This window comes from Pseudomonas sp. BBP2017 (assembly GCF_003024385.1).
In the GTDB taxonomy this organism is placed as follows: Bacteria; Pseudomonadota; Gammaproteobacteria; order Pseudomonadales; family Pseudomonadaceae; genus Aquipseudomonas.
On the sequence record NZ_PVZN01000012.1, the window covers coordinates 75692 to 100174 of the forward strand.

18 protein-coding genes are annotated in these 24483 nt (G+C 61.7%); 12 read left to right on the plus strand and 6 right to left on the minus strand.

Annotation, left to right across the window (positions count from 1 at the left end):
• Positions 1 to 18: 18 nt before the first annotated feature.
• On the minus strand, positions 19 to 912 hold the full coding sequence (locus tag C6382_RS15765) for an acyltransferase (protein ID WP_107025331.1): 894 nt from the start codon (positions 910 to 912) through the stop codon (positions 19 to 21).
• Between the two features lie 181 nt (positions 913 to 1093).
• On the opposite strand from C6382_RS15765, the gene C6382_RS15770 reads away from it, so the two are divergent.
• The 4 genes from C6382_RS15770 (at position 1094) to creD (ending at position 5231) form a co-directional block, all read left to right on the plus strand.
• Positions 1094 to 1597: an ATP-dependent zinc protease gene (locus tag C6382_RS15770; protein ID WP_107025332.1), complete on the plus strand. Its 504-nt coding sequence runs from the start codon at positions 1094 to 1096 to the stop codon at positions 1595 to 1597.
• Between the two features lie 90 nt (positions 1598 to 1687).
• Positions 1688 to 2368, plus strand: a complete 681-nt coding sequence (creB, locus tag C6382_RS15775; RefSeq protein ID WP_107025333.1) for a two-component system response regulator CreB — start codon at positions 1688 to 1690, stop codon at positions 2366 to 2368.
• A complete protein-coding gene (gene creC, locus C6382_RS15780) occupies positions 2368 to 3801 on the plus strand; it encodes a two-component system sensor histidine kinase CreC (protein ID WP_107025334.1) in 1434 nt (477 codons plus the stop codon). The genes creB and creC overlap by 1 nt, the downstream gene beginning before the upstream one ends.
• 95 nt (positions 3802 to 3896) lie before the next feature.
• Positions 3897 to 5231 (plus strand): cell envelope integrity protein CreD, encoded by a 1335-nt coding sequence (creD, locus tag C6382_RS15785; protein ID WP_107025335.1) that lies wholly within the window; start codon positions 3897 to 3899, stop codon positions 5229 to 5231.
• Between the two features lie 135 nt (positions 5232 to 5366).
• Here the strand turns inward: creD and C6382_RS15790 are convergent, their stop codons facing one another.
• The 5 genes from C6382_RS15790 to aceE form a co-directional block, all read right to left on the minus strand.
• A complete protein-coding gene (locus C6382_RS15790; RefSeq protein WP_107025336.1) occupies positions 5367 to 5996 on the minus strand; it encodes a glutathione S-transferase in 630 nt (209 codons plus the stop codon).
• 9 nt (positions 5997 to 6005) lie between these two features.
• Positions 6006 to 6671 (minus strand): peptide-methionine (S)-S-oxide reductase MsrA, encoded by a 666-nt coding sequence (gene msrA, locus C6382_RS15795; RefSeq protein ID WP_107025337.1) that lies wholly within the window; start codon positions 6669 to 6671, stop codon positions 6006 to 6008.
• Positions 6672 to 6740: 69 nt separating this feature from the next.
• Complete coding sequence (locus C6382_RS15800; protein ID WP_107025338.1) at positions 6741 to 9434, minus strand: bifunctional diguanylate cyclase/phosphodiesterase; 2694 nt, start codon at positions 9432 to 9434, stop codon at positions 6741 to 6743.
• Positions 9435 to 9699: 265 nt separating this feature from the next.
• Complete coding sequence (gene aceF, locus C6382_RS15805) at positions 9700 to 11328, minus strand: dihydrolipoyllysine-residue acetyltransferase (RefSeq protein WP_107025339.1); 1629 nt, start codon at positions 11326 to 11328, stop codon at positions 9700 to 9702.
• Between the two features lie 13 nt (positions 11329 to 11341).
• Positions 11342 to 13987, minus strand: a complete 2646-nt coding sequence (gene aceE, locus C6382_RS15810) for a pyruvate dehydrogenase (acetyl-transferring), homodimeric type (RefSeq protein WP_107025340.1) — start codon at positions 13985 to 13987, stop codon at positions 11342 to 11344.
• Between the two features lie 440 nt (positions 13988 to 14427).
• On the opposite strand from aceE, the gene glnE reads away from it, so the two are divergent.
• From glnE to C6382_RS15850, 8 genes are all read left to right on the plus strand, one after another.
• Positions 14428 to 17364, plus strand: a complete 2937-nt coding sequence (gene glnE / locus C6382_RS15815; protein WP_107025341.1) for a bifunctional [glutamate--ammonia ligase]-adenylyl-L-tyrosine phosphorylase/[glutamate--ammonia-ligase] adenylyltransferase — start codon at positions 14428 to 14430, stop codon at positions 17362 to 17364.
• A gap of 157 nt (positions 17365 to 17521) precedes the next feature.
• Positions 17522 to 18571 carry a lipopolysaccharide heptosyltransferase II gene (waaF, locus tag C6382_RS15820; RefSeq protein ID WP_107025342.1) on the plus strand — a complete coding sequence of 350 codons (1050 nt, stop codon included), beginning with the start codon at positions 17522 to 17524 and terminating at the stop codon, positions 18569 to 18571.
• Entirely contained in the window at positions 18572 to 19630 is a 1059-nt protein-coding gene (gene waaC, locus C6382_RS15825) for a lipopolysaccharide heptosyltransferase I (protein WP_107025343.1), read from the plus strand.
• Entirely contained in the window at positions 19630 to 20754 is a 1125-nt protein-coding gene (locus tag C6382_RS15830) for a glycosyltransferase family 4 protein (protein WP_107025344.1), read from the plus strand. Before waaC ends, C6382_RS15830 begins: the two co-directional genes overlap by 1 nt.
• The gene (rfaP, locus tag C6382_RS15835) at positions 20751 to 21557 is read left to right on the plus strand and encodes a lipopolysaccharide core heptose(I) kinase RfaP (RefSeq protein WP_107025345.1); all 807 of its coding nucleotides are present in this window, start codon (positions 20751 to 20753) and stop codon (positions 21555 to 21557) included. Before C6382_RS15830 ends, rfaP begins: the two co-directional genes overlap by 4 nt.
• Positions 21557 to 22291 (plus strand): lipopolysaccharide kinase InaA family protein, encoded by a 735-nt coding sequence (locus C6382_RS15840; RefSeq protein ID WP_107025346.1) that lies wholly within the window; start codon positions 21557 to 21559, stop codon positions 22289 to 22291. The genes rfaP and C6382_RS15840 overlap by 1 nt, the downstream gene beginning before the upstream one ends.
• Positions 22288 to 23040, plus strand: coding sequence for a lipopolysaccharide kinase InaA family protein (locus tag C6382_RS15845; protein ID WP_107025347.1), 753 nt, complete (start codon positions 22288 to 22290; stop codon positions 23038 to 23040). The genes C6382_RS15840 and C6382_RS15845 overlap by 4 nt, the downstream gene beginning before the upstream one ends.
• Positions 23040 to 24482, plus strand: coding sequence for a lipopolysaccharide kinase InaA family protein (locus C6382_RS15850; RefSeq protein ID WP_107025348.1), 1443 nt, complete (start codon positions 23040 to 23042; stop codon positions 24480 to 24482). Before C6382_RS15845 ends, C6382_RS15850 begins: the two co-directional genes overlap by 1 nt.
• The last annotated feature ends 1 nt before the right edge of the window (position 24483 follow it).

The window sequence follows — 24483 nt, forward strand, 5'->3', positions numbered from 1 at the left end:
CGAAGAAATCTACCCTGCTCACCGGGCGGCGAAATCCGCCCGCAATGCTTCAATCCGCTGGTCCTTGTCGCTCCACAGCTGGTTGACCCAGTCCTGCACGGTCTGGCGCAACAGCGGATCGTTTTCGTAGTCGCCATCCCACAGCGCCGGGTCCAGTTCGTGCACCTGGATGTCGATGATCACTTTCGGCACTGCGCCACTGAGCAGGTCCCAGAAGCCCGGCGCTTTGTCTCCGGGGTAGACGATCGTGATGTCAAGCAAGGCATCGAGCTGTTCGCCCAGCGCCGCCAGCACAAATGCGATACCACCGGCTTTGGGTTTGAGCAGGTGCTTGTAGGGTGACTGCTGGGCCGCACGTTTGGCTTCGGTGAAGCGCGTGCCTTCGAGGTAATTGACCACGGTTACCGGCTGGCGCTTGAACAACTCGCAGGCCGCCTTGGTGATTTCCAGGTCCTGGCCTTTGAGGTGCGGATGCTGGGCCAGAAACGCTTTGCTGTAGCGCTTCATGAACGGGTAATCCAGTGCCAACCAGGCCAGGCCTAGCAGCGGCACCCAGATCAGCTCTTTTTTCAGGAAGAACTTGAAGAACGGAATGCGCCGGTTGAGCGCCTGGATCAGTGCCGGGATATCGACCCAACTCTGGTGGTTGCTGATGGCCAGGTAGGATGTGTCCAGGCGCAGGTCATCAGCGCCGCGCACATCCCACACCGTGGGAATGCACAGGTGGAAAATCAGTTTGTCGATTTCAGACCAGGTTTCGGCGATCCACATCACCGTCCATGAGGCATAGTCACGGTAACGGCCGGGCAGGACCAGTTTGAGCAGGGCAAAGACTATCAATGGGCCGATCAGGACCAGGGTGTTGAGCAGCAACAGCAAGGTCACAAGAATGCCCGTCAGCAAGCGGCGCATAAGCAAGCTCTTATTTTCAAGTAAGCGGGCGGCGATGATAAGCAGCCTCTCGGCATACGCCAAATGCTCAGGTCTGCTCGGCTGGGACAAATGTTTCACATTGTATTGAATAAGCTATTAACGCGAACCTATCCTGCCTTCGCAGTCTAAACACTGTCTTATCTCAAGGAAGCGGATCCCTGTGAAATCTGTACTTGCACTACTGGCACTGCTGGCCCTTCCGGTGATGGCTGCCGAGCCGACCCTGTATGGCCGTTACGAATACATCACGCTGCCGGAGTTTGGCGGTGAAACCCTCAAGGCGAAAATGGACACCGGGGCCCTGACCGCGTCGTTGTCGGCCAAAGACATCGAGCTTTTCACCCGCGATGGCGAAGAGTGGGTGCGTTTCCGGCTGGCGACCAAGGACTCCAGCGGCAAGGTCTACGAACACAAGCTGGCGCGCATCAGCAAAATCAAGAACCGCGCCGATGAAGATGAAGACGGTGAAGGGGCAGAGATAAGCAAGCGTCCGGTGGTTGACCTTGAGCTGTGCCTGGGCGATGTCAAACGTACTGTGGAGGTTAATCTGACCGACCGCAGCAGCTTCAACTATCCACTGCTGATCGGTGCCAAGGCCTTGCGTGAGTTCAAGGCGGCGGTGAACCCGGCGCGGCGCTTCACGGCGGGCAAGCCTGAGTGCTGATAGACGGTGGGAGAGAAACATCCTATGGGCCTTGCCAGGCACCCAAGAATCTCCTACAAGTTCAACACCCCTGTGCCAGGCCCGGATGCCATGCCCCACATACTCATTGTCGAAGACGAAGCGGCCATCGCCGATACGCTGATTTTTGCCCTGCAAGGCGATGGTCACAGCACCGAGTGGGTCACTCTGGGCGGTGCCGCGCTCGAGCAACAACGTCAACGACCCGCCGACTTGATCATTCTCGACATCGGTCTGCCGGATATCAGCGGTTTTGAAACCTGTCGGCAGTTGCGGCGCTTCAGCGAAGTGCCGGTGATGTTCCTCAGTGCCCGCGACGGTGAAATCGACCGTGTGGTGGGCCTGGAAATCGGCGCCGACGACTATGTCGTCAAACCCTTCAGCCCGCGGGAAGTCGCGGCACGGGTGCGGGCAATCCTCAAGCGTATGGCACCGCGCGCCGAGCCTGTGATGGCGCCTGTGTTGTTCCAGGTCGATACCCTGCGCATGCAGATCAGCTATCGCGGCCAACCCCTGAGCCTGACGCGCCACGAATTCCGCCTGTTACAAAGCCTGCTGGAACAGCCCGAGCGGGTGTTCAGCCGCGAGCTACTGCTCGATGCCGTCGGGGTGCCCGCCGACGCGGGTTATGAACGTAGCATCGACAGCCATATCAAGAGTCTGCGCGCCAAACTGCGCCAGGTGGCCACCGACGCCGAGCCGATCCAGACCCACCGTGGCCTGGGTTACAGCTACAGCCCGAGCCACAGCTGATGCGCTTAGGGATCCGCATCTTCCTGGTCTACTTCCTGTTTGTCGGGTTGACCGGCTATTTCATTCTCAGCACCGTGCGTGAACAGATCCGCCCCGGAGTACGCCAGTCCACGGAAGAAACCCTGGTGGACACCGCCAACCTGCTCGCCGAAATCCTTCACGACGACGTCAAGGCCGGTACCCTCGGCCAGAGCCGCTTGCCGCAGGTGTTGCGTGCCTACGGCCAGCGCCAGCCGAATGCCGATATCTGGGGGCTGTCGAAGAATCAGGTCAACCATCGCATCTATGTTACCGATGCCAAGGGCATTGTCCTGCTCGACTCCAGTGGTGCGGCGGTGGGCCAGGACTACTCTCGCTGGAACGACGTCTACCTGACTCTGCGCGGTGAGTATGGTGCGCGTTCGACCCGCAGCGATCCGGATGATCCCGAGTCGTCGGTCATGCACGTCGCCGCGCCGATTCTCGATGAAGGCAAGATCATCGGTGTGGTCACTGTGGCCAAGCCGAACAAGTCATTGCAGCCGTATATCGATCGCTCCGAGCAGCGTTTGCTGTACCTGGGGTTGGGCCTGATCGGCCTGGGCTTGCTGGTCGGTGCCGTGCTGTCCTGGTGGCTGGCCCGTTCGCTACGACGCCTGACCCATTACGCCCAGGCCGTCAGCGAAGGTGAGCGCACCGCACTGCCGCACTATCGCGGTGGAGAGTTGGGGCAGCTGGCGGCGGCGGTGGAGCGTATGCGCACCCAACTGGAAGGCAAGGACTATGTCGAGCGCTATGTTCACACCCTGACCCATGAGCTCAAGAGCCCGCTGGCTGCCATTCGCGGAGCCTCGGAGCTGCTCCAGGGCCCGATGCTGGAGGCACAGCGTCAGCGCTTTGCCGACAACATCGAGAGCGAAAGTGCACGCATGCAGCAGTTGATCGAGCGCCTGCTCAACCTGGCGCAGGTCGAGCAGCTACAAACCCTGGAAGAACAGCAGCATGTGTCGCTGGCTGCTCTGGTCGATGAGCTGTTGGTGGCCCAGAGTGCGCGGATCGAAAGCAACGGTCTGCAGGTGCGCCAACGTGTACCGGCGAGTACCCGCCTGTTGTGTGAGCCGTTCCTCATGCGCCAGGCCATCGCCAACCTGCTGGACAACGCCCTGGACTTCACCCCGTCCGGCGGCAAGCTGGTGTTCGAGTTGGAGAAGCAGGGCACACGTGTGGCCCTGAGCCTGTTCAACCAGGGTGAGGCGATTCCCGACTATGCCTTGGGGCGGGTAAGCGAGCGCTTCTATTCGCTGCCGCGGCCGTTCAGCGGGCGCAAGAGTACCGGGCTGGGGCTGAACTTTGTCGAGGAAGTGATGCAGCTGCATGGTGGTTCGCTGGAAGTTGCCAACGTTGAGGACGGTGTACGGGTGCGGTTGTGGCTGCCGGCCAAACGCCTGGACTGAAACTTCACACACTCTGCACGCAAGCTCCACACATCTCCCCAAGGGCTCCATTTTGAATGCGCAGACTCTGCTCATCGAAACCGGAGTGTTGCCCCATGAGCCGAACCTTGAGTGTAAAACTTGGCACCATCGCCTTGCTGATTGTGCTGTTGCTGATCCCGCTGCTGATGATCGGCGGCCTGATTGGCGAGCGTCAGCAATTACGTGACAACGTCGTACAAGACATCGCCCAGAGTGCGAGTTTCAGCCAACAGATCAGCGGCCCGGTACTGGTGGTGCCGTACCGCAAAACCGAGCGTCGCTGGAAGACCGAGGACGGCAATACTTTCCAGGAAACCAAACAAGTCAGTGGTCACCTGTACTTCCTGCCAGAAACCTTCGAGCTGAAGTCGGGCATCGACACCGAACTGCGTTCGCGAGGGATTTACCAAGCGCGGCTGTTTCATGCCGACAACCACATCAGTGGTCAATTCAAGGTGCCGGCGAATTGGGGCATTAGCGAAGACCTTGAAGATTATCGCTTCGAGCCAGCCTTTCTTGCGGTCGGCATCAGTGATATCCGCGGTATCGAAAAGGGCCTTCAATTACAGTTCAATGACCAGCGCCTGGACTTCCAGGCCGGCACCGGTCTGAGCTGGCTGGGTGGCGGTGTGCACGTGACCCTGAGCCGCCTCGACGGCAAGGCTGAGACCCTGTTCGATTACGCCTTCGATCTCAGCTTGCAGGGTACTGGTCAGCTGTATGTGCTGCCGGTTGGCCGCAGCACCAGTGTCAGCATGGCGGCTAACTGGCCGCACCCAAGCTTTGTCGGCAACTACCTGCCCAGCAGCCGCAAGGTCGATGCGGGTGGCTTCTCGGCGCGCTGGCAGACGTCGTTCTTTTCCACCAACCTGGAAGACGCCTTGGCCCAATGCGCGGTCAACGCCAGTTGCGAGGATTTTCGCGACCGGGCCTTTGGCGTCAGTTTCGTCGACCCGGTGGATCAGTACCTCAAGAGCGAGCGGGCGATCAAATATGCGTTGTTGTTCATCGCCCTGACCTTTGCTGGCTTCTTCCTTTTCGAGATTCTCAAGAACCTCAGCGTGCACCCGATTCAGTACGCCCTGGTGGGTGCGGCACTGGCGCTGTTCTACCTGTTGTTGCTGTCGTTGTCCGAGCATCTGGGGTTTGGCCTGGCCTATCTGCTGTCTGCCGGCGCCTGTGTACTGCTGATCGGCTTCTATCTGTCTCATGTGCTGCACAGCCTGTTGCGGGCCATGGGCTTTGCCCTGGGGCTGGCGGTGCTCTACGGCATGCTCTACGGGCTGCTTAGCGCCGAGGACTATGCCTTGCTGATGGGCTCGCTGTTGCTGTTCGGGCTGTTGGGCGTGTTCATGGTCCTGACCCGCCGTCTGGACTGGTACAGCGTTGGTCAGGGGAAACTGCAATGAGGGGGTTGCGCGAGGAGCGGCGGGTGGGGGCGGTGTTGGCCAGACGGATTGAGCGCTGGCTCAGTCGCGGGGCAAGCCCGCTCCCACAGGAGGTGGATTCATTGTGGGAGCGGGCTTGCCCCGCGAGAGGCCCTTTCAGACTGAAGGATCAGTAGCCTGCATCGACGCTCGCTGACTCACCTCGGCATACCAGGCCGCCAGCTTGGGCTGCTGTTCACGCCAGCCGAAGTCCGGCATGCGCAGATCAAGGTAACCCAGGGCACAGGCCACACCGATGGCGGCAATGTCGAACGCCGCGCTCAACTCGGCAATATGCTCTTGCTCAAGGTTGGCCAGGCCACGGCGGATCTTGCCCTGCTGGGCTTCGATCCAGCTGTCCCAGCGTTTTTCTTGCGGACGCAGGAAGGTTTCGTAACGGGTCAGCACCGCGGCGTCCATGATCGCATCGGCCAGGGAGGCGAGGGTCAGGCGATGCCAGCGCGACCAGCCTTCCCGGGGAATCAGCGGATTACCAACATGCTGCTGGTCGAGGTACTCGCAGATCACCCGGCTGTCGTGCAGCACGCTACCGTCAGCCAGGCGCAGGGCCGGGATTTTCCCGGCCGGGTTGCCCTGGTTGAGCTCGGCAACCGGATTGACCGGCGTCAGGTTGACGCTCTGCAGCGCTACGCGCTCGGTTTGCCCGGTCTCGTGCAGCACCACCATGACCTTGCGCACGAAGGGCGAAGCCGGGGAGTAGAACAGGATCATGCTCGGTGCGGACATGTCGAACCCTCAGTTGCCTTGCAGACTGGGCGGCAGGCAGACACCAGTGCCACCGATGCCGCAGTAGCCGTCAGGGTTTTTCGCCAGGTACTGCTGGTGATAGGCCTCGGCGAAGTAGACGGTCGGCGCCTGGTCGATCTCGGTGGTGATCTCGCCGAAGCCTGCTTTGCTCAGTTCAGCCTGGTAGGCCTGTTTGCTGGCCTGAGCCTGTTCCAGTTGCTCGGGGCTGGTGCAGTAGATTACCGAGCGGTACTGGGTGCCGATGTCGTTGCCCTGGCGCATACCCTGGGTCGGGTTGTGCAGTTCCCAGAACATCGCTAGTAGTTCTGGGTAGCTGACCTTGTCCTTGTCGAATACCACCAGCACTACCTCGGTGTGGCCGGTCAGGCCCGAGCAGACTTCTTCGTAGGTCGGGTTGGGGGTAAAGCCACCGGCATAGCCGACCACGGTGCTGACCACGCCTTCGCGCTGCCAGAAGCGCCGTTCGGCACCCCAGAAGCAACCGAGGCCAAAGATAGCGAAGTCGACGTTCTCGAAGAACGGCCCCAGCAGCGGTGTGTCTTTGAAAACAAAATGCTTTTCGGGCAGGACCATTGGGGTTTCGCGACCAGGCAAGGCCTGTTCCGCGGTAGGCAGGACGTTTTTGTTCACCAGGATTTCCGAGCGCAGGACCATGAACCCATTCCTCTTCAAGATAGGACGATAAGGGATAGAGTCGTAGTGTGCCCGAGTGTTACGCCGCTGTCAGGCGTCGGGACCACGCGGATAGCGCTTGAGTTTGTTGACCAGCTCAGTGCCCGGAATCGGTCGGTCGAACAGGTATCCCTGGCCTACGTCGCAACGGTGGCGGCGCAGGAACGCCAGTTGCTCAGCGGTCTCGATGCCTTCGGCGACGACCTTGAGCTTGAGGTTGTGGGCCATGGCGATCACCGCCGAAGTGATCTCCATGTCGTCCTGGTTGTCGGGGATTTCATGAATGAAGCTGCGGTCGATCTTGATGATGTCGATCGGAAATTTTTTCAGGTAGCTGAGCGAGGAATAACCGGTACCGAAATCGTCCATGGCCAGGGTCAGGCCCAGTTGCTTGAGCTGGTCGAGCTGGCGGTGGGTGTCCTCGGTGGCTTCAAGCAACAGGCCTTCGGTCAGCTCCAGCTCCAGCAAGTGTGGCGGCAGGGCTTCTTCCTTGAGGATGTTGGCAATCGAGGCGACCAGCTCCGGGTCGGAAAACTGCTTGGGCGACAGGTTGATCGCCACCTGTAGATCACCCAGCCCTTCAGTGCGCAACTGCTGGCTCATGCGGCAGGCCTGGCGGGCGATCCACTTGCCGATCGGGATGATCAGTCCGGTTTCCTCGGCAACGCTGATGAACTGGTCCGGGCGGATCATGCCTTTGTCCGGATGGTTCCAGCGCAGCAGCGCTTCCAGGCCCAGCAGGCGGCCGCTGCGCAAGCACAGCTTGGGCTGGTAGAACACGTCCAGCTCGTTCTGGGTCAAGGCGCGGCGCAGGTTGTTTTCGACGAACAGTTTGTAGCTGGCTTCGGCATTCAGGGCCTCGGTGAACACCTGGGCCTGGTGCTTGCCGTTGGCTTTGGCCTTGTGCAGGGCCAGCCCTGCGTTTTTCATCAGGGTCTGCGGGTCACGGCCATGCAGCGGCGCACAGGCCAGGCCCACGGAGCCGGTGACGTTGATCAGCTGGTTGTCGACGAACAGCGGTTTGTCGAGGGTCCTGAGCAGTTGCTGGGCAATCTGCTGGCCGCTTTTGAGGTCGGTGTCTTCCAGCAGGACGGCGAATTCGTTACTGGCAAAGCGCGCCAGGCTGCCGCCGGCGCTGAGGCTATTACGCAGGCGCCGGGCCAGGCTGATCAGCAGTTTGTCGCCGGTCTGGTGGCCAAGGCTGTCGTTGATCCGCTTGAAGTTGTCGATGTCCACCAGCAGCAGGCAGATGGGGCTGTCGTTGTCGCGGGCGAAACGTTCGTCGAGGTTGCGGATGAACGCCGGCCGGTTGCCGAGGCTCGTCAGGTTGTCGGTGTAGGCCAGGCGTTCGATGCGCTGCTGGGCCAGCTTGCTCTGGGTAATGTCTTCGTAGATGCCGATGTAGTGGGTCAGCTCGCGGTTGTCACCGTAGACCTTGGAGATCGACAGCTGCCCCCAGTAGGGCTCGAGGTTCTTGCGCCGGCTCTTGAATTCGCCCTGCCAGCTGTTGCTCATGGCCAGGCTTGAAGGGGCGTCGAACAACAGCTCGTTGAGGTTCTCCAGGGCTGGCAGCTCCGAGAGCCGATGGCCATGGACCTCGTCAGTGCTGTACTGGGTGATAGCGGTGAAACTGGGGTTGACGTACTCGACCACGCCATCGCGGTTGACCAGCAAAAAGGCGTTGGCGCTCTGTTCTACTGCACGCTGGAACAGGTGCAGGGCGCTGGTGGCGGTACGCCGGTTGTGGTTGTTGATGACCTGGGCGAACTGATCGGCCAGCTCGCCGGCAAAGGCGATTTCATCCGACTGCCAGGCCCGTGTCGAGCCGGTGTGTTCCAGGCAGAGCACGCCGACCACCTGGCCATCGATACGGATGCTGGCATCGAGCATGGCATTGATGTCGCGCGGGCGCAGGCTTTCAGCCATGCCACGGGTGCGCGGATCATGGCTGGCGTTGTGGGCGTCGATGGCGCGGCTGGTGTGCAGGGCATCGAGGTAATCGGGAAAGCGGCTGGCGTCGATGGGGGCAGGCAGGTGGTATTCCTGGCTCTCGCGGTAGTACGCGGAGATGGGCTCCAGGCGCTGTCCTTCCAGGTACCAGATGCTCGCACATGCGGTCTTGTAGATCTCACACGCGCTACGGGTGATCAGCTCGGCGGCTTCGAGCAGCGAGTTGCTGGCGCTGTAGCGATGACGGGCCAGGTGCAGGATCAGCTCCTGCTGGGCGCGCACCCGTTCCAGATGTTCAAGTTGTTCCTGCTGCGCCTGCTGGTTGAGCTGCAGGGCGATCTGCAGGCGGTTGTTGCGGGTTTCCAGGTCGGCGGCGCTGAGGTCCGGGCCGTCACCGGGCTGGGTATCGATCACCATCAGGTAACCGCGCAATAACTGACGGTTGTGCTGTTTGTAGGCTTCGCCGAGTTCTAGCAGGTGCTGCGGCCCTTGAGCGGTGTGCAGGGTGTAGCGCACCAGGTAGTGCGGGCGCTGGCCCAGCTGCAGCTGGATGGCGTCGTGCAGTTTGTAGCGAGCCTCGGGCTCCATCAGGCTGGCGTAGGGCGAGCCGACCAGGGCGCAGAGCTCGACTGCGGCCAGGCCGAACTGGCGTTCGCAGGCGGGGTCGAGGTACAGCAGGGCCCAGCTGGCTTCATTCAGCCGTTCGAAACGCAGCATGCCGAGCCGCGAAGGCACGGGTAACTGCGTCACGACCTCGGCCACCATACGGCTGGCGGCATCGGGTTGGCTTTTCATTGAGAGCTCGCTTCAAGAAGGCTGATCGCGAAGGTAGCGCAATCTGCTACTACGTATTTGGGCAAGGTTGCATCATGCGGCAGGGGCTGACAAGCCGTATAGAGTTTGTCGGCATCGCGGTTGGAATCTTAAGCACACAAGCGGGCTTGTCCACAGCATTTCACTGGGCAAAAAAAGCCCCGCCAAAGTGACGGGGTTGAGGTACGAGCGTGGCAGCTCGAAAAGGGAGCCTGTCTCCCTCGGCAGAGGGAGACAGGGAACAGCATTACAGCAGCATGGTGCGGATGTCGGTCAGCAGGTCGCCCAGGCGCTTGGTGAAGCGTGCGGCAGCTGCACCGTTGATCACACGGTGATCGTAGGACAGCGACAGCGGCAGCATCAGCTTCGGCTGGAAGGCTTTGCCGTCCCAGACCGGTTGGATGGTGGCCTTGGAAACACCGAGGATCGCCACTTCCGGCGCGTTGACGATCGGCGTGAAGCCGGTGCCGCCAATGTGGCCGAGGCTGGAGATGGTGAAGCAGGCGCCTTGCATGTCGTCAGCCGACAGCTTCTTGGTCCGGGCTTTCTCCGCCAGGGCCGCCGCTTCGCCAGCCAGTTGCAGCAGGCTCTTCTGGTCGACGTTCTTGATCACCGGGACCAGCAGACCATCCGGGGTGTCTACGGCGAAACCGACGTTGACGTACTTCTTGCGGATGATCGCTTTGCCGCTAGGCGCCAGCGAGCTGTTGAAGTCCGGCAGTTCCTTGAGCAGGTGAGCGCAGGCCTTGAGCAGCAGCGGCAGGACGGTCAGCTTGACGCCAGCCTTCTCGGCAACGGCTTTCTGGGCAACGCGGAAAGCTTCCAGCTCAGTGATGTCGGCCGAGTCGAACTGGGTCACGTGAGGCACGTTCAGCCAGCTGCGATGCAGGTTGGTAGCCCCCATCTGCATCAGGCGGGTCATCGGCACTTCTTCGATTTCGCCGAAACGGCTGAAGTCGACTTCCGGAATCGGCGGGATGCCTGCACCACCGGTGGCACCGGCGGCTGGGGCTTCCTTGGCCTTGTGCATCATGGCCTTGACGTAAACCTGCACGTCTTCCTTGAGGATGCGACCGTGCGGGCCGGTGGCCGCTACCGCGCTCAGCTCGACGCCGAACTCACGGGCCAGCTGGCGTACAGCGGGGCCGGCGTGAACCTTGGCACCGTTGGCAGCAGCAGGGGCGGCAACCGCTGCGGCGGCTGGGGCCGCCGGCGCAGGTGCAGGAGCCGCAGCAGGAGCAGCTGGCGCCGGAACGGCAGCGGCAGCGGCAGGTGCTGGAGCGGCAGCCGGAGCAGCGCCGGCAACTTTCAGCTTGAGGATCAGGTCGCCGGTGCCGACTTCGTCGTCCAGCTTGGCAATTACGGCTTCGACCACGCCAGCGGCTGGAGACGGGATCTCCATCGAGGCTTTGTCCGATTCCAGGGTGATCAGCGACTGGTCGGCTTCGACGGTATCGCCGACCTTGACCAGTACTTCGATGATCTTGGCTTTGCCCGAGGAACCGATGTCCGGAACGTGGATGTCCCGAACAGCGGCAGCCGCCGGGGCCGCCGCTGGAGCAGGCGCCGCCTCGGCTACCGGAGCGGCGGCAGGGGCCGCGGCTGCCGGTGCAGCAGCCGGAGCCTCAGGCGCAGCAGCTGCGCCCTCGACTTCCAGTTCCATCAGCTCGTCGCCTTCTTTCAGGCGGTCGCCGAGCTTGACCTTCAGCGACTTGATCACACCGGCCTTGGGGGCCGGAATCTCCATGGAGGCCTTGTCGGACTCCAGGGTCAGCAGGCTCTGGTCAGCCTCGATGCGGTCGCCGACTTTGACGAACAGCTCAATGATTTCACCTTCACCGCTGCCGATGTCAGGTACGCGAATGAGTTCGCTCACTTAAAAATACTCCTCAGCAGTCCAGTGGGTTGCGTTTGTCCGGGTCGATACCGAACTTGGTGATGGCTTCAGCCACGACCTTAGGTTCGATATCGCCACGGTCAGCCAAGGCTTCCAGGGCAGCCAGCACGACGAAGTGACGGTCGACTTCGAAGAAGTGACGCAGCTTCTTACGGCTGTCGCTGCGACCGAAACCATCGGTACCCAGGACTTTGTACTCTTTGCTCGGCACCCACTGGCGAATCTGTTCAGCGAACATCTTCATGTAGTCGGTGGAGGCGATAACCGGGCCCTTACGGCCAGCCAGGCACTCTTCGACATAGGTGATCTGTGGCTTCTGCCCCGGCTTGAGACGGTTGCTGCGCTCTACGGCCAGGCCGTCGCGACGCAGTTCGTTGAAGCTGGTGACGCTCCACACGTCGGCACCGACGTTGAACTCTTCACGCAGGATCTTCGCCGCTTCACGCACTTCACGCAGGATGGTGCCGGAGCCCATCAGCTGAACGTGGTGTGCCGCTTCGCGGGTGTCTTCCTCGAGCAGGTACATACCTTTGATGATGCCTTCCTCGGCGCCGGCCGGGATTGCAGGCTGGGTGTAGGCTTCGTTCATCACGGTGATGTAGTAGAAGACGTCCTGTTGCTCTTCGGTCATCTTCTTCATGCCGTCCTGAATGATCACCGCCAGCTCGTAGCCGTAGGTCGGATCATAGGTGCGGCAGTTCGGGATGGTCGCAGCCAGGATGTGGCTATGACCGTCTTCGTGCTGCAGACCTTCACCGTTGAGGGTGGTACGGCCGGCGGTACCGCCGATCAGGAAGCCACGGGTGCGGCTGTCGCCAGCGGCCCAGGCCAGGTCACCGATGCGCTGGAAGCCGAACATCGAGTAGAAGATGTAGAACGGCAGCATCGGCTGGTTGTGGTTCGAGTACGAAGTACCGGCAGCGATGAAGGAGGACATGGCGCCTGCTTCGTTGATGCCTTCTTCGAGGATCTGACCTTTCTTGTCTTCGCGGTAGAACATCACCTGGTCTTTATCGACTGGCTCGTAGAGCTGGCCGACGGACGAGTAGATGCCCAGTTGGCGGAACATGCCTTCCATACCGAAAGTACGGGCTTCGTCCGGGATGATCGGCACGATGCGCTGGCCGATTTCCTTGTCCTTGACCAGCTGCGCGAGGATCCGCACGAAGGCCATGGTGGTGGAGATTTCGCGGTCGCCCGAACCGTCGAGGATGGCCTTGAGGGTTTCCAGTGGCGGGGTCGGGATGCTGAAGCTCTTGGCGCGACGCTGAGGCACGAAACCGCCCAGAGCCGTACGGCGTTCGGCCAGGTAACGGGCTTCGGCGCTGCCTTCTTCTGGTCTGAAGAATGGCAGGGTTTCCAGCTCTTCATCCTTGACCGGGATGTCGAAGCGGTCGCGGAACTGACGCAGGCTGTCGACGTCGACCTTCTTGGTGTTGTGCGCGGTGTTCTTGGCTTCGCCGGCACCGGTACCGTAACCCTTGATGGTTTTGGCCAGGATGACGGTCGGCTGGTCTTTGTGGTTGACCGCCTGGTGGTAGGCTGCATAGACCTTGTACGGGTCGTGACCACCACGGTTGAGCTTCCAGATCTCGTCGTCGGACAGGTCTTCGACCATGGACTTGAGTTCTGGGGTGTTGAAGAAGTGCTCACGGACGAACGCGCCGTCCTTGGCCTTGTAGTTCTGGTATTCGCCGTCGATGACTTCGTCCATGCGACGCTGCAGGATACCGTCGACGTCTTTGGCCAGCAGTGGGTCCCAGAAACGGCCCCAGACCACTTTGTTGACGTTCCAGCCACCACCACGGAACACGCCTTCGAGTTCCTGGATGATCTTGCCGTTGCCACGTACCGGGCCGTCGAGGCGCTGCAGGTTGCAGTTGATGACGAAGATCAGGTTGTCCAGCTTCTCGCGGCCAGCCAGCGAGATCGCGCCCAGGGATTCCGGCTCGTCACACTCGCCGTCACCCATGAAGCACCAGACTTTCTGCTTGCCAGCAGGGATGTAGCCGCGGCTTTCCAGGTACTTCATAAAGCGTGCCTGGTAGATTGCCTGGATCGGACCCAGACCCATGGATACGGTCGGGAACTGCCAGAAGTCAGGCATCAGCCATGGGTGCGGGTAGGACGACAGGCCCTTGCCATCGACTTCCTGACGGAAGTTGTTCATCTGGTCTTCGCTGATCCGGCCTTCCATGAAGGCGCGGGCGTAGACGCCAGGCGAGGCGTGGCCCTGGAAGAAGATCAGGTCGCCGCCGTGCTCGTCGGTCGGAGCCTGGAAGAAGTAGTTGAAGCCGATGTCATACAAGGTTGCACTGGAGGCGAAGCTCGAAATGTGGCCGCCCAGGTCCGAGTCTTTCAGGTTGGTGCGCATCACCATGGCCAGCGCGTTCCAACGGACCAACGAGCGAATGCGGCGTTCCATGAACAGGTCGCCAGGCATGCGTGCTTCGTGGGTGACAGGGATGGTGTTGCGGTATGGCGTGGTGATGGCATATGGCAGCTGGGAGCCACTACGGGTGGCCAGCTCGCCCATACGGGTCATCAGATAGTGAGCGCGGTCTTCGCCTTCTTTGTCGAGAACCGACTCCAGGGCGTCCAGCCATTCCTGGGTTTCGACGGGATCGAGGTCTTGCATGGCTTGCTCCAGGGCGGAAAGGCTTCCAGAATCGGTTGCCTGAGTTTGCGACTGGCCTTTTGGGCAGACGACATGAAATTCTTGGATTACCGGAGAGTGTACCGGCGTTGTGTAGTTTTACTACAAATGAATCACCATTTCATGCTTTTGAAGTGAAGAAGCAGTAGTAAAACTACAGAAAAATGGCTCGTGGCCGCTGTTCGGGTTGTGAGAAAAATCGATACCGGTAGTTAAAAACAAGTTAAGAAAAGGTTTGCTGCGATGGTTTCTGCCAGAGAATCATATTTTTCAGCTATTTCTAACTTTTGTATGACAGTCCAACTGTGGTCTGTGGGAGCGGGCTTGCCCCGCGATTGCGTTTTGTCAGGAAAATCTCAATCGCGGGGCAAGCCCGCTCCCACAGTTCGCCGCAATCTTTTCTCGCCGATCAAGGATAGACCATGAGCCTGCCATTGCTGGCCGATCTGCCAGCCACCCTTACGCCGTTGGTCAGTCGCCACGAGCAATCCTTGCGTGTCGCGTTGAGCCAGACGCCTTCTTTATCTGTGGACGACTGGAGCGCTGAGCGTTGGGCGCAGTTCGCCCGGGTCACGGCGGCCAGCGAGTTTGTCCTTGAACAGGTGCTGCGCGACCCGGCGATGCTGCTCGATCTGGTCGCCAGCGGCGAACTTGATCGCAGCTTTGCGCCAGGAGAGTTGTGCGCGCAGATTGCTGACGCCACCCAGGCCGCCGGGAGCGAAGACGAGCTGGCGCGTAACCTGCGTCGTCAGCGCAGCCGCCAGCAGGTTCGGATCATCTGGCGCGACCTGACCCGTCAAGCCGACCTGGTGCAGACCTGCCGTGACCTTTCCGATCTTGCCGATGCCTGCATCGACCAGGCTTACAACTGGCTGTACCCGCGCCACTGCCAGCAATTCGGCACGCCGATCGGCCATCGCAGCGGCCAGCCGCAGCAGATGGTGATACTGGGCATGGGCAAGCTTGGCGCGGTGGAGCTGAACCTGTCATCGGACATCGACCTGATCTTCGCTTTCCCCGAAGGCGGCGAGACCGAAGGGGTCAAGCGTTCGCTGGACAATCAGGAGTTCTTCACCCGCCTGGGCCAACGCCTGATCAAGGCTCTGGACCCGATCACCGTCGATGGCTTCGTGTTCCGCGTCGACATGCGCCTGCGCCCTTACGGCTCGTCCGGCGCGCTGGTGCTCAGCTTCAATGCCCTGGAGCAGTACTACCAGGATCAGGGGCGTGACTGGGAACGTTACGCGATGATCAAGGCGCGGGTGGTGGCCGGTGACCAGGTGGCCGGGGCGCAGTTGCTGGAGATGCTGCGGCCCTTCGTCTACCGGCGTTACCTGGACTTTTCCGCCATCGAAGCGCTGCGCACCATGAAGCAGCTGATCCAGCAGGAAGTGCGGCGCAAGGGCATGGCCGACAACATCAAGCTGGGTGCCGGCGGCATTCGTGAGGTCGAGTTCATCGCCCAGGCGTTCCAGCTGATCCATGGCGGCCGCGACCTGAGCCTGCAACAGCGGCCTTTGCTCAAAGTTCTTGCGACGCTTGAGGGCCAAGGTTACCTGCCGCCTGCGGTGGTTGCCGAGCTGCGTGAGGGCTACGAGTTCCTGCGTTACACCGAACACGCGATCCAGGCGATTGCCGACCGTCAGACCCAGATGCTCCCGGACGGTGAGCTCGACCGCGCGCGCATCGCCTTCATGCTCGGGTTCGCGGATTGGGCCAGCTTCCACGCGCAGTTGATGCACTGGCGCGGGCGGATCGACTGGCACTTCCGTCAGGTCATCGCCGATCCGGATGAGGACGAAAGCGAAGAGGGCGAAGTGGTTGTCGGTGGTGAATGGCTGCCGCTGTGGGAAGAGGCCCAGAATGAAGAAGCCGCTTGCCGTCAGTTGCAAGACGCCGGCTTTGCCGATCCGGCCAGGGCACTCAAGCAGCTTGCCGGGCTGCGCTCCAGTCCGCAGCTGCGCGCCATGCAACGCTTGGGGCGCGAGCGTCTGGACGCCTTCATCCCGCGATTGCTGGCCCAGGCGGTGGAGCACGCCGACCCGGACCTGGTGCTGGAGCGTGTGCTGCCGCTGGTAGAGGCGGTGGCCCGGCGCTCGGCCTATCTGGTGTTGCTGACTGAGAACCCGGGGGCGCTGCGGCGCTTGCTGACCTTGTGCGCCGCCAGCCCGTGGATCGCCGAACAGATCACCCGTTTTCCTCTGTTGCTCGATGAGCTGCTTAACGAAGGCCGTTTGTTCAGCCCACCCAAGGCGCCGGAGCTGGCGGCAGAATTGCGTGAGCGGCTGACGCGGATTCCCGAGGACGATCTTGAACAGCAGATGGAGGCGCTGCGTCACTTCAAACTGGCCCACAGCCTGCGGGTAGCGGCTTCGGAAATCGCCGGCAATTTGCCGTTGATGAAGGTCAGCGATTACCTGACCTGGCTGGCTGAAGCCATCCTCAATCAGGTGCTGGCCCTGGCCTGGCGCCAGACCGTGGTGCGCCATGGACAGCCCAAGCGCAGCGACGGCAGCCTGTGTGACCCCGGTTTCATCATTGTTGGTTATGGCAAGGTCGGTGGTATCGAGCTTGGTCATGGCTCGGACCTTGACTTGGTGTTCATCCATGATGGCGATCCCCAGGCTGAAACCGATGGCGCCAAACCTATCGACAGTGCCCAGTTCTTTACCCGTCTGGGCCAGCGGATCATCCACCTGCTGGCCACTCAGACCAACTCCGGGCAGCTCTATGACGTGGATATGCGCCTGCGTCCATCCGGCGCTTCCGGCCTGCTGGTCAGCTCGCTGGGCGCCTTCGAGCGTTATCAGCAGAACGAGGCCTGGACCTGGGAGCACCAGGCGCTGGTGCGGGCACGGGTGCTGGTGGGTTGCCCGCAGGTGGGCACGGCATTCGAGGCGGTGCGTGCGCGGATTCTTGGTCAGGCCCGCGACTTGCCCAAGCTGCAGGCCGAAGTCAGCGACATGCGCGCCAAGATGCGCGACAACCTGGGCACCAAGGTCAGCGTCGCCGGTACCGGTGCCAACGCTTTCGAGGCCGGCGTGCCCTTCGATATCAAGCAGGATGCCGGTGGTATCGTCGACATCGAATTTATGGTGCAATACGCCGCTTTGGCCTGGTCTCACGACCACCCGGAACTGCTGCGCTGGACCGACAACATCCGCATTCTCGAAGAGCTCGAGCAGGCCGGGCTGATGCCCGCCAGCGACGCCGTGCTGCTGCGCGAGGTGTACAAGGCGTTCCGCTCGGCAGCGCACCGCCAGGCCCTGCAGAAACAGGCCGGGGTGATCGATGCCTCGCAGTTTGTTCAGGAGCGCCGGGAAGTGCGGCGCATCTGGGCTGAGCTGGGACTGGCATGAGCGTTTGAACCAGGCGAATCAGGCGGCAGGAAGCCTGCCAAGACCACACTACAGCCCGAGTGGCGTACACTGGTCCATATATAGCCTGAATATAAAGAGGGGAGGCCAGGCTGTTCGCGGACAGGCTGCAGCCTCCCTGATCGTTTCTGGATAAAGCATGAGAATTTTGATCATTGGCCCCAGCTGGGTGGGCGACATGGTAATGGCGCAAACCCTGTTCCATTGCCTGAAGCAGCAACATCCGGCGTGTGTGATCGACGTGCTGGCCCCCGAGTGGAGCCGGCCGATCCTCGAACGCATGCCTGAAGTTCGCCAGGCCTTGAGCTTTCCGCTCGGCCACGGCGCACTGGAACTGGCGACCCGGCGGCGCATCGGCAAGTCCCTGGCCGGTCAGTATGACCAGGCGATCTTGCTGCCCAACTCGCTGAAGTCGGCGTTGGTGCCGTTCTTTGCCGGTATCCCCAAGCGTACCGGCTGGCGCGGCGAGCTGCGTTTCGGCCTGCTTAACGATGTGCGCAAGCTGGACAAGGCGCGTTATCCGCTGATGATCGAGCGCTTCATGGCCTTGGCCTACCCGGCGGGTACCGAGTTGCCCAAGCCGTACCCGCGGCCGAGCCTGCAGATCGAGGCCGCCAGCCGCGATGCCGCCCTGGCCAAGTTCGGCCTGAGCCTGGACCGCCCGGTACTGGCCTTGTGTCCGGGCGCTGAGTTCGGCGAAGCCAAGCGCTGGCCGTCGGAGCATTACGCCAAGGTGGCCGAGACCAAGATCCGTGAGGGCTGGCAGGTCTGGCTGTTCGGCTCGAAGAACGACCATGCGGTGGGCGAGTCGATTCGCGAGCGGCTGATTCCTGGCCTGCGTGAAGAAGCCAGCAACCTCAGTGGCGAAACCTCGCTGGCCGAAGCCATCGACCTGCTGTCGTGCAGCGATGCCGTGGTGTCCAACGATTCCGGGCTGATGCATGTTGCCGCTGCTCTCAACCGGCCGCTGGTGGCGGTCTATGGCTCGACCTCGCCAGGCTTCACCCCGCCGCTGGCCGATCGGGTCGAAGTGGTGCGCCTGGGCCTGGAATGCAGTCCCTGCTTCGACCGCACCTGCCGTTTCGGCCATTACAATTGCTTGCGTCAGCTTGAACCCGAGGCGGTGGTGGCTGCGCTGCAGCGCCTCAACGGTCCGAGCCTGATCGATGTTCTGGCCGAGGTCGACTAAGTGCGGGTATTGCTGATCAAGACCTCTTCCCTGGGCGACGTGATTCACGCACTGCCAGCACTGACCGATGCGGCCCGGGCGATTCCCGGTATTCGTTTCGATTGGGTGGTCGAGGAAGGCTTTGCCGAGATCCCCAGCTGGCACCCGGCAGTGGACAAGGTGATCCCGGTGGCGATCCGCCGCTGGCGCAAGAACCTCTGGCAGACCGTCAAGAATGGCCAATGGCGCCAATTCAAGCAGCGCTTGCGGGAAACCCGATACGACCTGGTGATCGACGCCCAGGGCCTGGTCAAATCCGCGTGGTTGACTCGCTACGTCAAGGCCCCGGTGGCCGGGCTGGATCGCTATTCGGCACGCGAAGGCTTGGCCAGCCGCTTCTATGACCGGCGTTTTTCGGTGCAGCGTGGGCAACATGCAGTGGAACGGGTGCGGCAGCTGTTCGCCCTGGCCCTGGGTTACGACCTGCCGGCCGGCCTGGGTGATTACGGCCTGGACCTCAATCGCCTGCAGTTGCCACCGGCCGCGCCGTTTGTGGTGTTTCTGCACGGCACTACCTGGGCGACCAAGCACTGGCCCGAGGCCTACTGGCGTCAACTGGCCGAACGCCTCGGCCAGCAAGGGCTTGAGGTGCGTTTGCCGTGGGGCAACCCGGCCGAGCAGGCGCGCGCCGAGCGCATCGCCAAGGGCTTGAATAACTGCCAGGTACTGCCCAAATTGAACCTGGCCGGTGTTGCTCGCGTGTTGGCGGCTGCCAAAGCCTGTGTGGCGGTGGATACCGGTCTCGGTCATTTGGCAGCGGCCCTGGATGTGCCGACCCTGTCGTTGTTCGGCCCGACCAATCCGGGGCTGACCGGTGCCTACGGCAAGTCTCAGGTACACCTGGCCAGCGATTTTGCTTGCGCACCCTGCCTGCAGAAGAAATGTACCTATAAACCGAGCGCTGAAGACCAGCGCCGGTTCGATCTCAAACGCGAGTGGCCGCTGTGCTTCACTCGCCTGAATCCCGAGCGTGTGGCGAGCCAATTGCGCGCGTTGCTGCTGGCTGAGGATGTTCGTTAATGCAACTGGCTTTTGTGCTGTACAAATATTTCCCCTTCGGTGGCCTGCAGCGCGACTTCATGCGTATTGCCCTGGAATGTCAGCGCCGTGGCCATCAGATCCGCGTCTACACGCTGATCTGGGAAGGCGATGTGCCGGAAGGCTTCGAAGTGCTGGTGGCCCCGGTCAAGGCGCTGTTCAACCATCGGCGCAATGAAAAACTCAGTGCCTGGATGGAAGCCGATCTGGCCAAGCGTCCGGTAGACCGTCTGATCGGCTTCAACAAGATGCCGGGGCTCGACGTCTATTACGCCGCCGACGGCTGTTTCGAAGACAAGGCGCAGAACCTGCGCAACTCGCTGTACCGGCGCTGGGGCCGCTACCGACACTTTGCCGAGTACGAGCGGGCGGTGTTTGCCAAGGACGCCAAGACCGAGGTGCTGATGATCTCGCAAGTCCAGCAGCCGCTGTTCATCAAGCATTACGACACACCGCTGGAGCGTTTCCACCTGCTGCCACCGGGCATTTCCCAGGACCGTCGGGCGCCGGCCAATGCCGCCGAGATCCGCGCCGAGTTTCGTCGCGAGTTTGACCTCAAGGACGACCAGTTGCTGATGGTGCAGATCGGCTCAGGGTTCAAGACCAAAGGCGTCGACCGCAGCCTCAAGGCCCTGGCGGCCTTGCCATCGGCGCTGCGCAAACGCACGCGGCTGATGGTAATCGGCCAGGATGATCCCAAGGTGTTCCAGCTGCAAAGCGCGACCCTCGGTTTGACCGATCAGGTACAGTTCCTCAAGGGCCGCAGCGATATCCCGCGTTTTCTGCTCGGTGCCGACCTGTTGATTCACCCGGCCTACAACGAAAACACCGGCACGGTGTTGCTCGAAGCGCTGGTTGCCGGTTTGCCGGTGCTGGTTTCGGCGATTTGTGGTTATGCCCATTACATTGCCGAGGCCGACAGTGGCCTGGTGCTCGATGAGCCGTTCGAACAGCAACAGCTCAACCAGTACCTGCAACGTATGCTCGAAGACGATGCGGCCCGCGCCAGCTGGGCGCGCAACGGGCTGGCCTTCGCTGATAGCGCTGACCTCTACAGCATGCCCGAGCATGCCGCCGATGTGATTCTGGCCCCGGAGCGTAAATGAAACTGATACTGGCCGAGCCATTCCAGCGCCTGTGGGCCGGGCGCGATGCCTTCAATGCCGTGGAGGCCCTGCAGGGCCAGGTGTACCGCGAGCTGGAAGGCCGTCGCACCCTGCGCACCGAAGTCGAAGGGCGTGGCTACTTCGTCAAGATCCACCGCGGCATTGGCTGGGGCGAGATCTTCAAGAATCTGTTCACTGCCAAACTGCCGGTGCTCGGCGCCGGCCAGGAGTGGCGAGCGATTCAGCGTCTGCATGAAGTCGGGGTGCCGACCATGACCGCCGTTGCTTACGGCGAGCGTGGCAGCAATCCGGCCGAGCAGCATTCGTTCATCGTTACCGAAGAGCTGGCGCCGACCATCAGCCTGGAAGACTTCAGTATCGACTGGGTCAAGCAGCCGCCGGCACCGCGTCTGAAGCATGCGCTGATTGCCGAAGTGGCGCGCATGACCGGGATGATGCACCGCGCCGGCGTCAATCACCGTGACTGCTACATCTGCCATTTCCTGCTGCACACCGATCGCGAAGTGACGGCGGATGATTTCAGGTTGTCGGTGATCGACCTGCACCGTGCACAGACCCGGGCGGCTATCTCCCGCCGCTGGCGTAACAAGGACCTGGCCGCGCTGTATTTCTCGGCGCTGGACATCGGCCTGACACCGCGCGACAAGCTGCGCTTCCTGCGGGGTTACTTCCAGCAACCACTGCGTCAGATCCTTGCTGAAGAAGCGGCGCTGCTGCGCTGGCTGGAAGGTAAGGCCCAAAAGCTCTACGAGCGTAAACAACGATACGGGGATGCGCTCTGATGGCAGGTTGGACACTGGAGTCTGATTATCAGGCGCTGGCGGCGGATTTTGGCAGTATCGAGGCGGTCTTCGCTTTGCAGGGCGAGCGCCTGACGTACGACCTGTTGAGTGAAGTGATCCGCGTTCAGCGTGACGGCGTCAACTACTACGTCAAACGATACACCGGCGCAGGTAAAGGCCTACGCCGTTACCTGGGGCGCCCACGAATCAAGGCTGAGTGGCAGAACCTCAAGCGGTTCGCCAAGTGGGACATCCCCACCGCCAAAGTCGTGGCCTGGGGGCTGGAACGCAACGGCTTGGCCTTTGGCCGCGGTGCGATGATCACCCGTGAGCTGCCTCGCACCGAAGATCTTTCGCTGCTGGCCGAACGCAAGGATGCACGTCTTGCCGATCGTGGCTGGGTCGATCACATCAGCCGTCAGTTGGCCCGGCATACCCGAGTCATGCATGACCACCACTTCACCCATAACGACCTGAAGTGGCGCAACCTGCTGGTCGATGACCAGGCCCGGCTATTCTTCATCGACTGTCCGACGGGCGACTTCTGGTGGGGCTTCATGCTGCGCTACCGGATCACCAAAGACCTGGCATGCCTGGACAAAGTGGCCAAGTATCACCTGTCGGCCACCCAGCGTTTGCGCTTTTACCTGCAGTATCGCGGGCGTGAGCGCCTGAATGCGGCGGATAAGCGCCGGCTGCGGCATGTCGTGACGTTTTTCGAGGGACGCGAATGACTGATTTTCTCGCCAGTGCCGAGACGGCACTGCTTGAGCGCCATGGCCTGAACGGTTTCGACCAGCTCTGGGCGCTGCAACTCGATGCGGTGGATGAGCCCAATACCGGCCGCGGTGGTTGGAGCAGCGTCTATCGTCTGGAGCTGGAAGGTAAGGGGTACTACCTCAAGCGCCAGAGCGATTACCTGACCCGCAGCTTGCACCGGCCCTTCGGCGAGCCGACCTTTGCCCGTGAGTTTCGCAATATCAGCCGCTACCAGAAACTGGGGATTCCCGCCCTGCAGGCGGTCTATTACGGAGAGCGCAAAGTCGACGGCGAGCGCCGGGCGATTCTACTGACCCGTGCCCTCGACGACTGGAGCGATCTGGACAGCCTGCTCGGGCAATGGCCGACGCTGGAGATCGGCCAGCGTCAGGGCATCCTGCGCGCCTGTGGCCTGTTGGCGCGTACCCTTCATGCCGCCGGCCAGGTGCATGGCTGCTTCTACCCCAAGCACATTTTCCTGCGTGAACGCAGCGATAGCTGGCTGGCGCAACTGATCGACCTGGAGAAAACCCGGCCGCTGCTGCTGGGCATGCGTGACCGGCTCAAAGACCTTGAACCCCTGTTGCGCCGCGCACCGGTCTGGAGCGAAGCTGAAGTGCGGGTGATGCTGTCATCCTATCTGGAACAGCCTGCCGACAGCATGCTGGTCGATACCTGGCTGCAGCGCCTGACGCGCCGCCGCCGTGAGAAAGAGGCTCGCTGATGCGTTTGTCCGAACTCAAGGATGCCGGGCGACACCCGGACCTGCCCCTGAACATCAGCCTGGCTGACGCCGCTGGCAATGCCGAGTTGCAACTGCTCAGTCTGCTGCGAGTATTGCCCGGGCGGCGCTACGTGGGCGCCGGTATCTGGCGTGGCAAGCCGGTGCTGGCAAAGTTGCTGGTAGGTGGCAGTGCTTCCCGGCATTTCCAGCGTGAACTCGAAGGTGCGCGCTTGCTGGCGGCGCAAGGTCTGACTACGCCGCTGTTGCTTGCCGACGGCTTGCGCGAAGGTGAGGGCGGCTGGTTGCTGTTCGAGTTTCTCGAAGACGCGCAGAGCCTGGCCGATGCCTGGGCAGAAGTCGAAACCTTGCCGCCGCTGGCCGATGAACAGCAGATGGTGCTCGGTGAAGCGCTGGCGACCGTCGGACAGATGCACGCCAAGGGCCTGTGGCAGGAAGACCTGCACCTGGACAACCTGTTGCGCCATGGCGGTCAGCTGTACCTGATCGACGGTGCCGGGATCAAGGCTGAAACCCCGGGCAAGCCACTGTCTCGTGCGCAAGTGCTACAGAATCTTGGCGTTCTCTTTGCGCAACTGCCCAAGCGTCTGGAGCCGTTCCTTGAAGAGCTGCTGGTGCATTACCTACTGGCCAACACCGAACACGCCCTGCCACTGGAAGCCTTGCAGAAACAGATCGACAAGGTGCGCAACTGGCGCCTGAAGGATTACCTGGAGAAGGCCGGGCGCGAGTGCACGTTGTTCAGCGTCGAGCGCGGTCTTTCCGGCTTGCGTTCGATCCGCCGCAACGAACTGACGGCTATGCTGCCGGTGCTGGAGCAGGCCGATGCGCTGATCGACCAGGGTCACCTGTACAAGACCGGTGGTGCCGCCAGTGTCGCGCGCATTGAAGTGAACGGCCGGCCATTGGTCCTCAAGCGTTACAACATCAAGAACACGGCGCACTGGTTCAAGCGTTTCTGGCGCCCGAGCCGGGCCTGGCACTCGTGGATCGAAGGGCATCGCCTGGAGTTTCTCGGCATCGCCACGCCACGGCCGCTGGCGGTGCTGGAACAGCGGGTCATGGGCCTGCGCAGTCGCGCCTACCTGGTGACCGAGTATGCCGACGGGCCGGACCTGATCGAATGCTTCGCGCCTTACGTCGATAGCGGCGAGGTGCCCGAGGCGCAGCTTCAGGCTTTACAGGCGCTGTTGCAGCAGCTGATCCATGAGCGCATCAGCCATGGCGACATGAAGGGCCACAACCTGTTCTGGCAGCACGGTCAGTGGTCGCTGATCGATCTGGACGCCATGTGCCAGCACGCCACCCAACTCAGCTTCACCCCGGCCTTCGCCCGTGACCGGGCGCGCTTGCTACGTAACTGGCCGAGTGGCAGCGCGTTGCACAAGCGGCTGGATGAATGCTTGCCGAAATTGACTGACTGAG

Bases quoted from the DNA above. Each gene is read 5' to 3' on its own strand.
- C6382_RS15765 (WP_107025331.1), bottom strand. From the start codon at position 912: ATGCGCCGCTTGCTGACGGGCATTCTTGTGACCTTGCTGTTGCTGCTC.
- creB (WP_107025333.1), top strand. From the start codon at position 1,688: ATGCCCCACATACTCATTGTCGAAGACGAAGCGGCCATCGCCGATACG.
- creC (WP_107025334.1), top strand. From the start codon at position 2,368: ATGCGCTTAGGGATCCGCATCTTCCTGGTCTACTTCCTGTTTGTCGGG.
- creD (WP_107025335.1), top strand. From the start codon at position 3,897: ATGAGCCGAACCTTGAGTGTAAAACTTGGCACCATCGCCTTGCTGATT.
- C6382_RS15790 (WP_107025336.1), bottom strand. From the start codon at position 5,996: ATGTCCGCACCGAGCATGATCCTGTTCTACTCCCCGGCTTCGCCCTTC.
- msrA (WP_107025337.1), bottom strand. From the start codon at position 6,671: ATGGTCCTGCGCTCGGAAATCCTGGTGAACAAAAACGTCCTGCCTACC.
- C6382_RS15800 (WP_107025338.1), bottom strand. From the start codon at position 9,434: ATGAAAAGCCAACCCGATGCCGCCAGCCGTATGGTGGCCGAGGTCGTG.
- aceE (WP_107025340.1), bottom strand. From the start codon at position 13,987: ATGCAAGACCTCGATCCCGTCGAAACCCAGGAATGGCTGGACGCCCTG.
- glnE (WP_107025341.1), top strand. From the start codon at position 14,428: ATGAGCCTGCCATTGCTGGCCGATCTGCCAGCCACCCTTACGCCGTTG.
- waaF (WP_107025342.1), top strand. From the start codon at position 17,522: ATGAGAATTTTGATCATTGGCCCCAGCTGGGTGGGCGACATGGTAATG.
- C6382_RS15830 (WP_107025344.1), top strand. From the start codon at position 19,630: ATGCAACTGGCTTTTGTGCTGTACAAATATTTCCCCTTCGGTGGCCTG.
- rfaP (WP_107025345.1), top strand. From the start codon at position 20,751: ATGAAACTGATACTGGCCGAGCCATTCCAGCGCCTGTGGGCCGGGCGC.
- C6382_RS15840 (WP_107025346.1), top strand. From the start codon at position 21,557: ATGGCAGGTTGGACACTGGAGTCTGATTATCAGGCGCTGGCGGCGGAT.
- C6382_RS15845 (WP_107025347.1), top strand. From the start codon at position 22,288: ATGACTGATTTTCTCGCCAGTGCCGAGACGGCACTGCTTGAGCGCCAT.
- C6382_RS15850 (WP_107025348.1), top strand. From the start codon at position 23,040: ATGCGTTTGTCCGAACTCAAGGATGCCGGGCGACACCCGGACCTGCCC.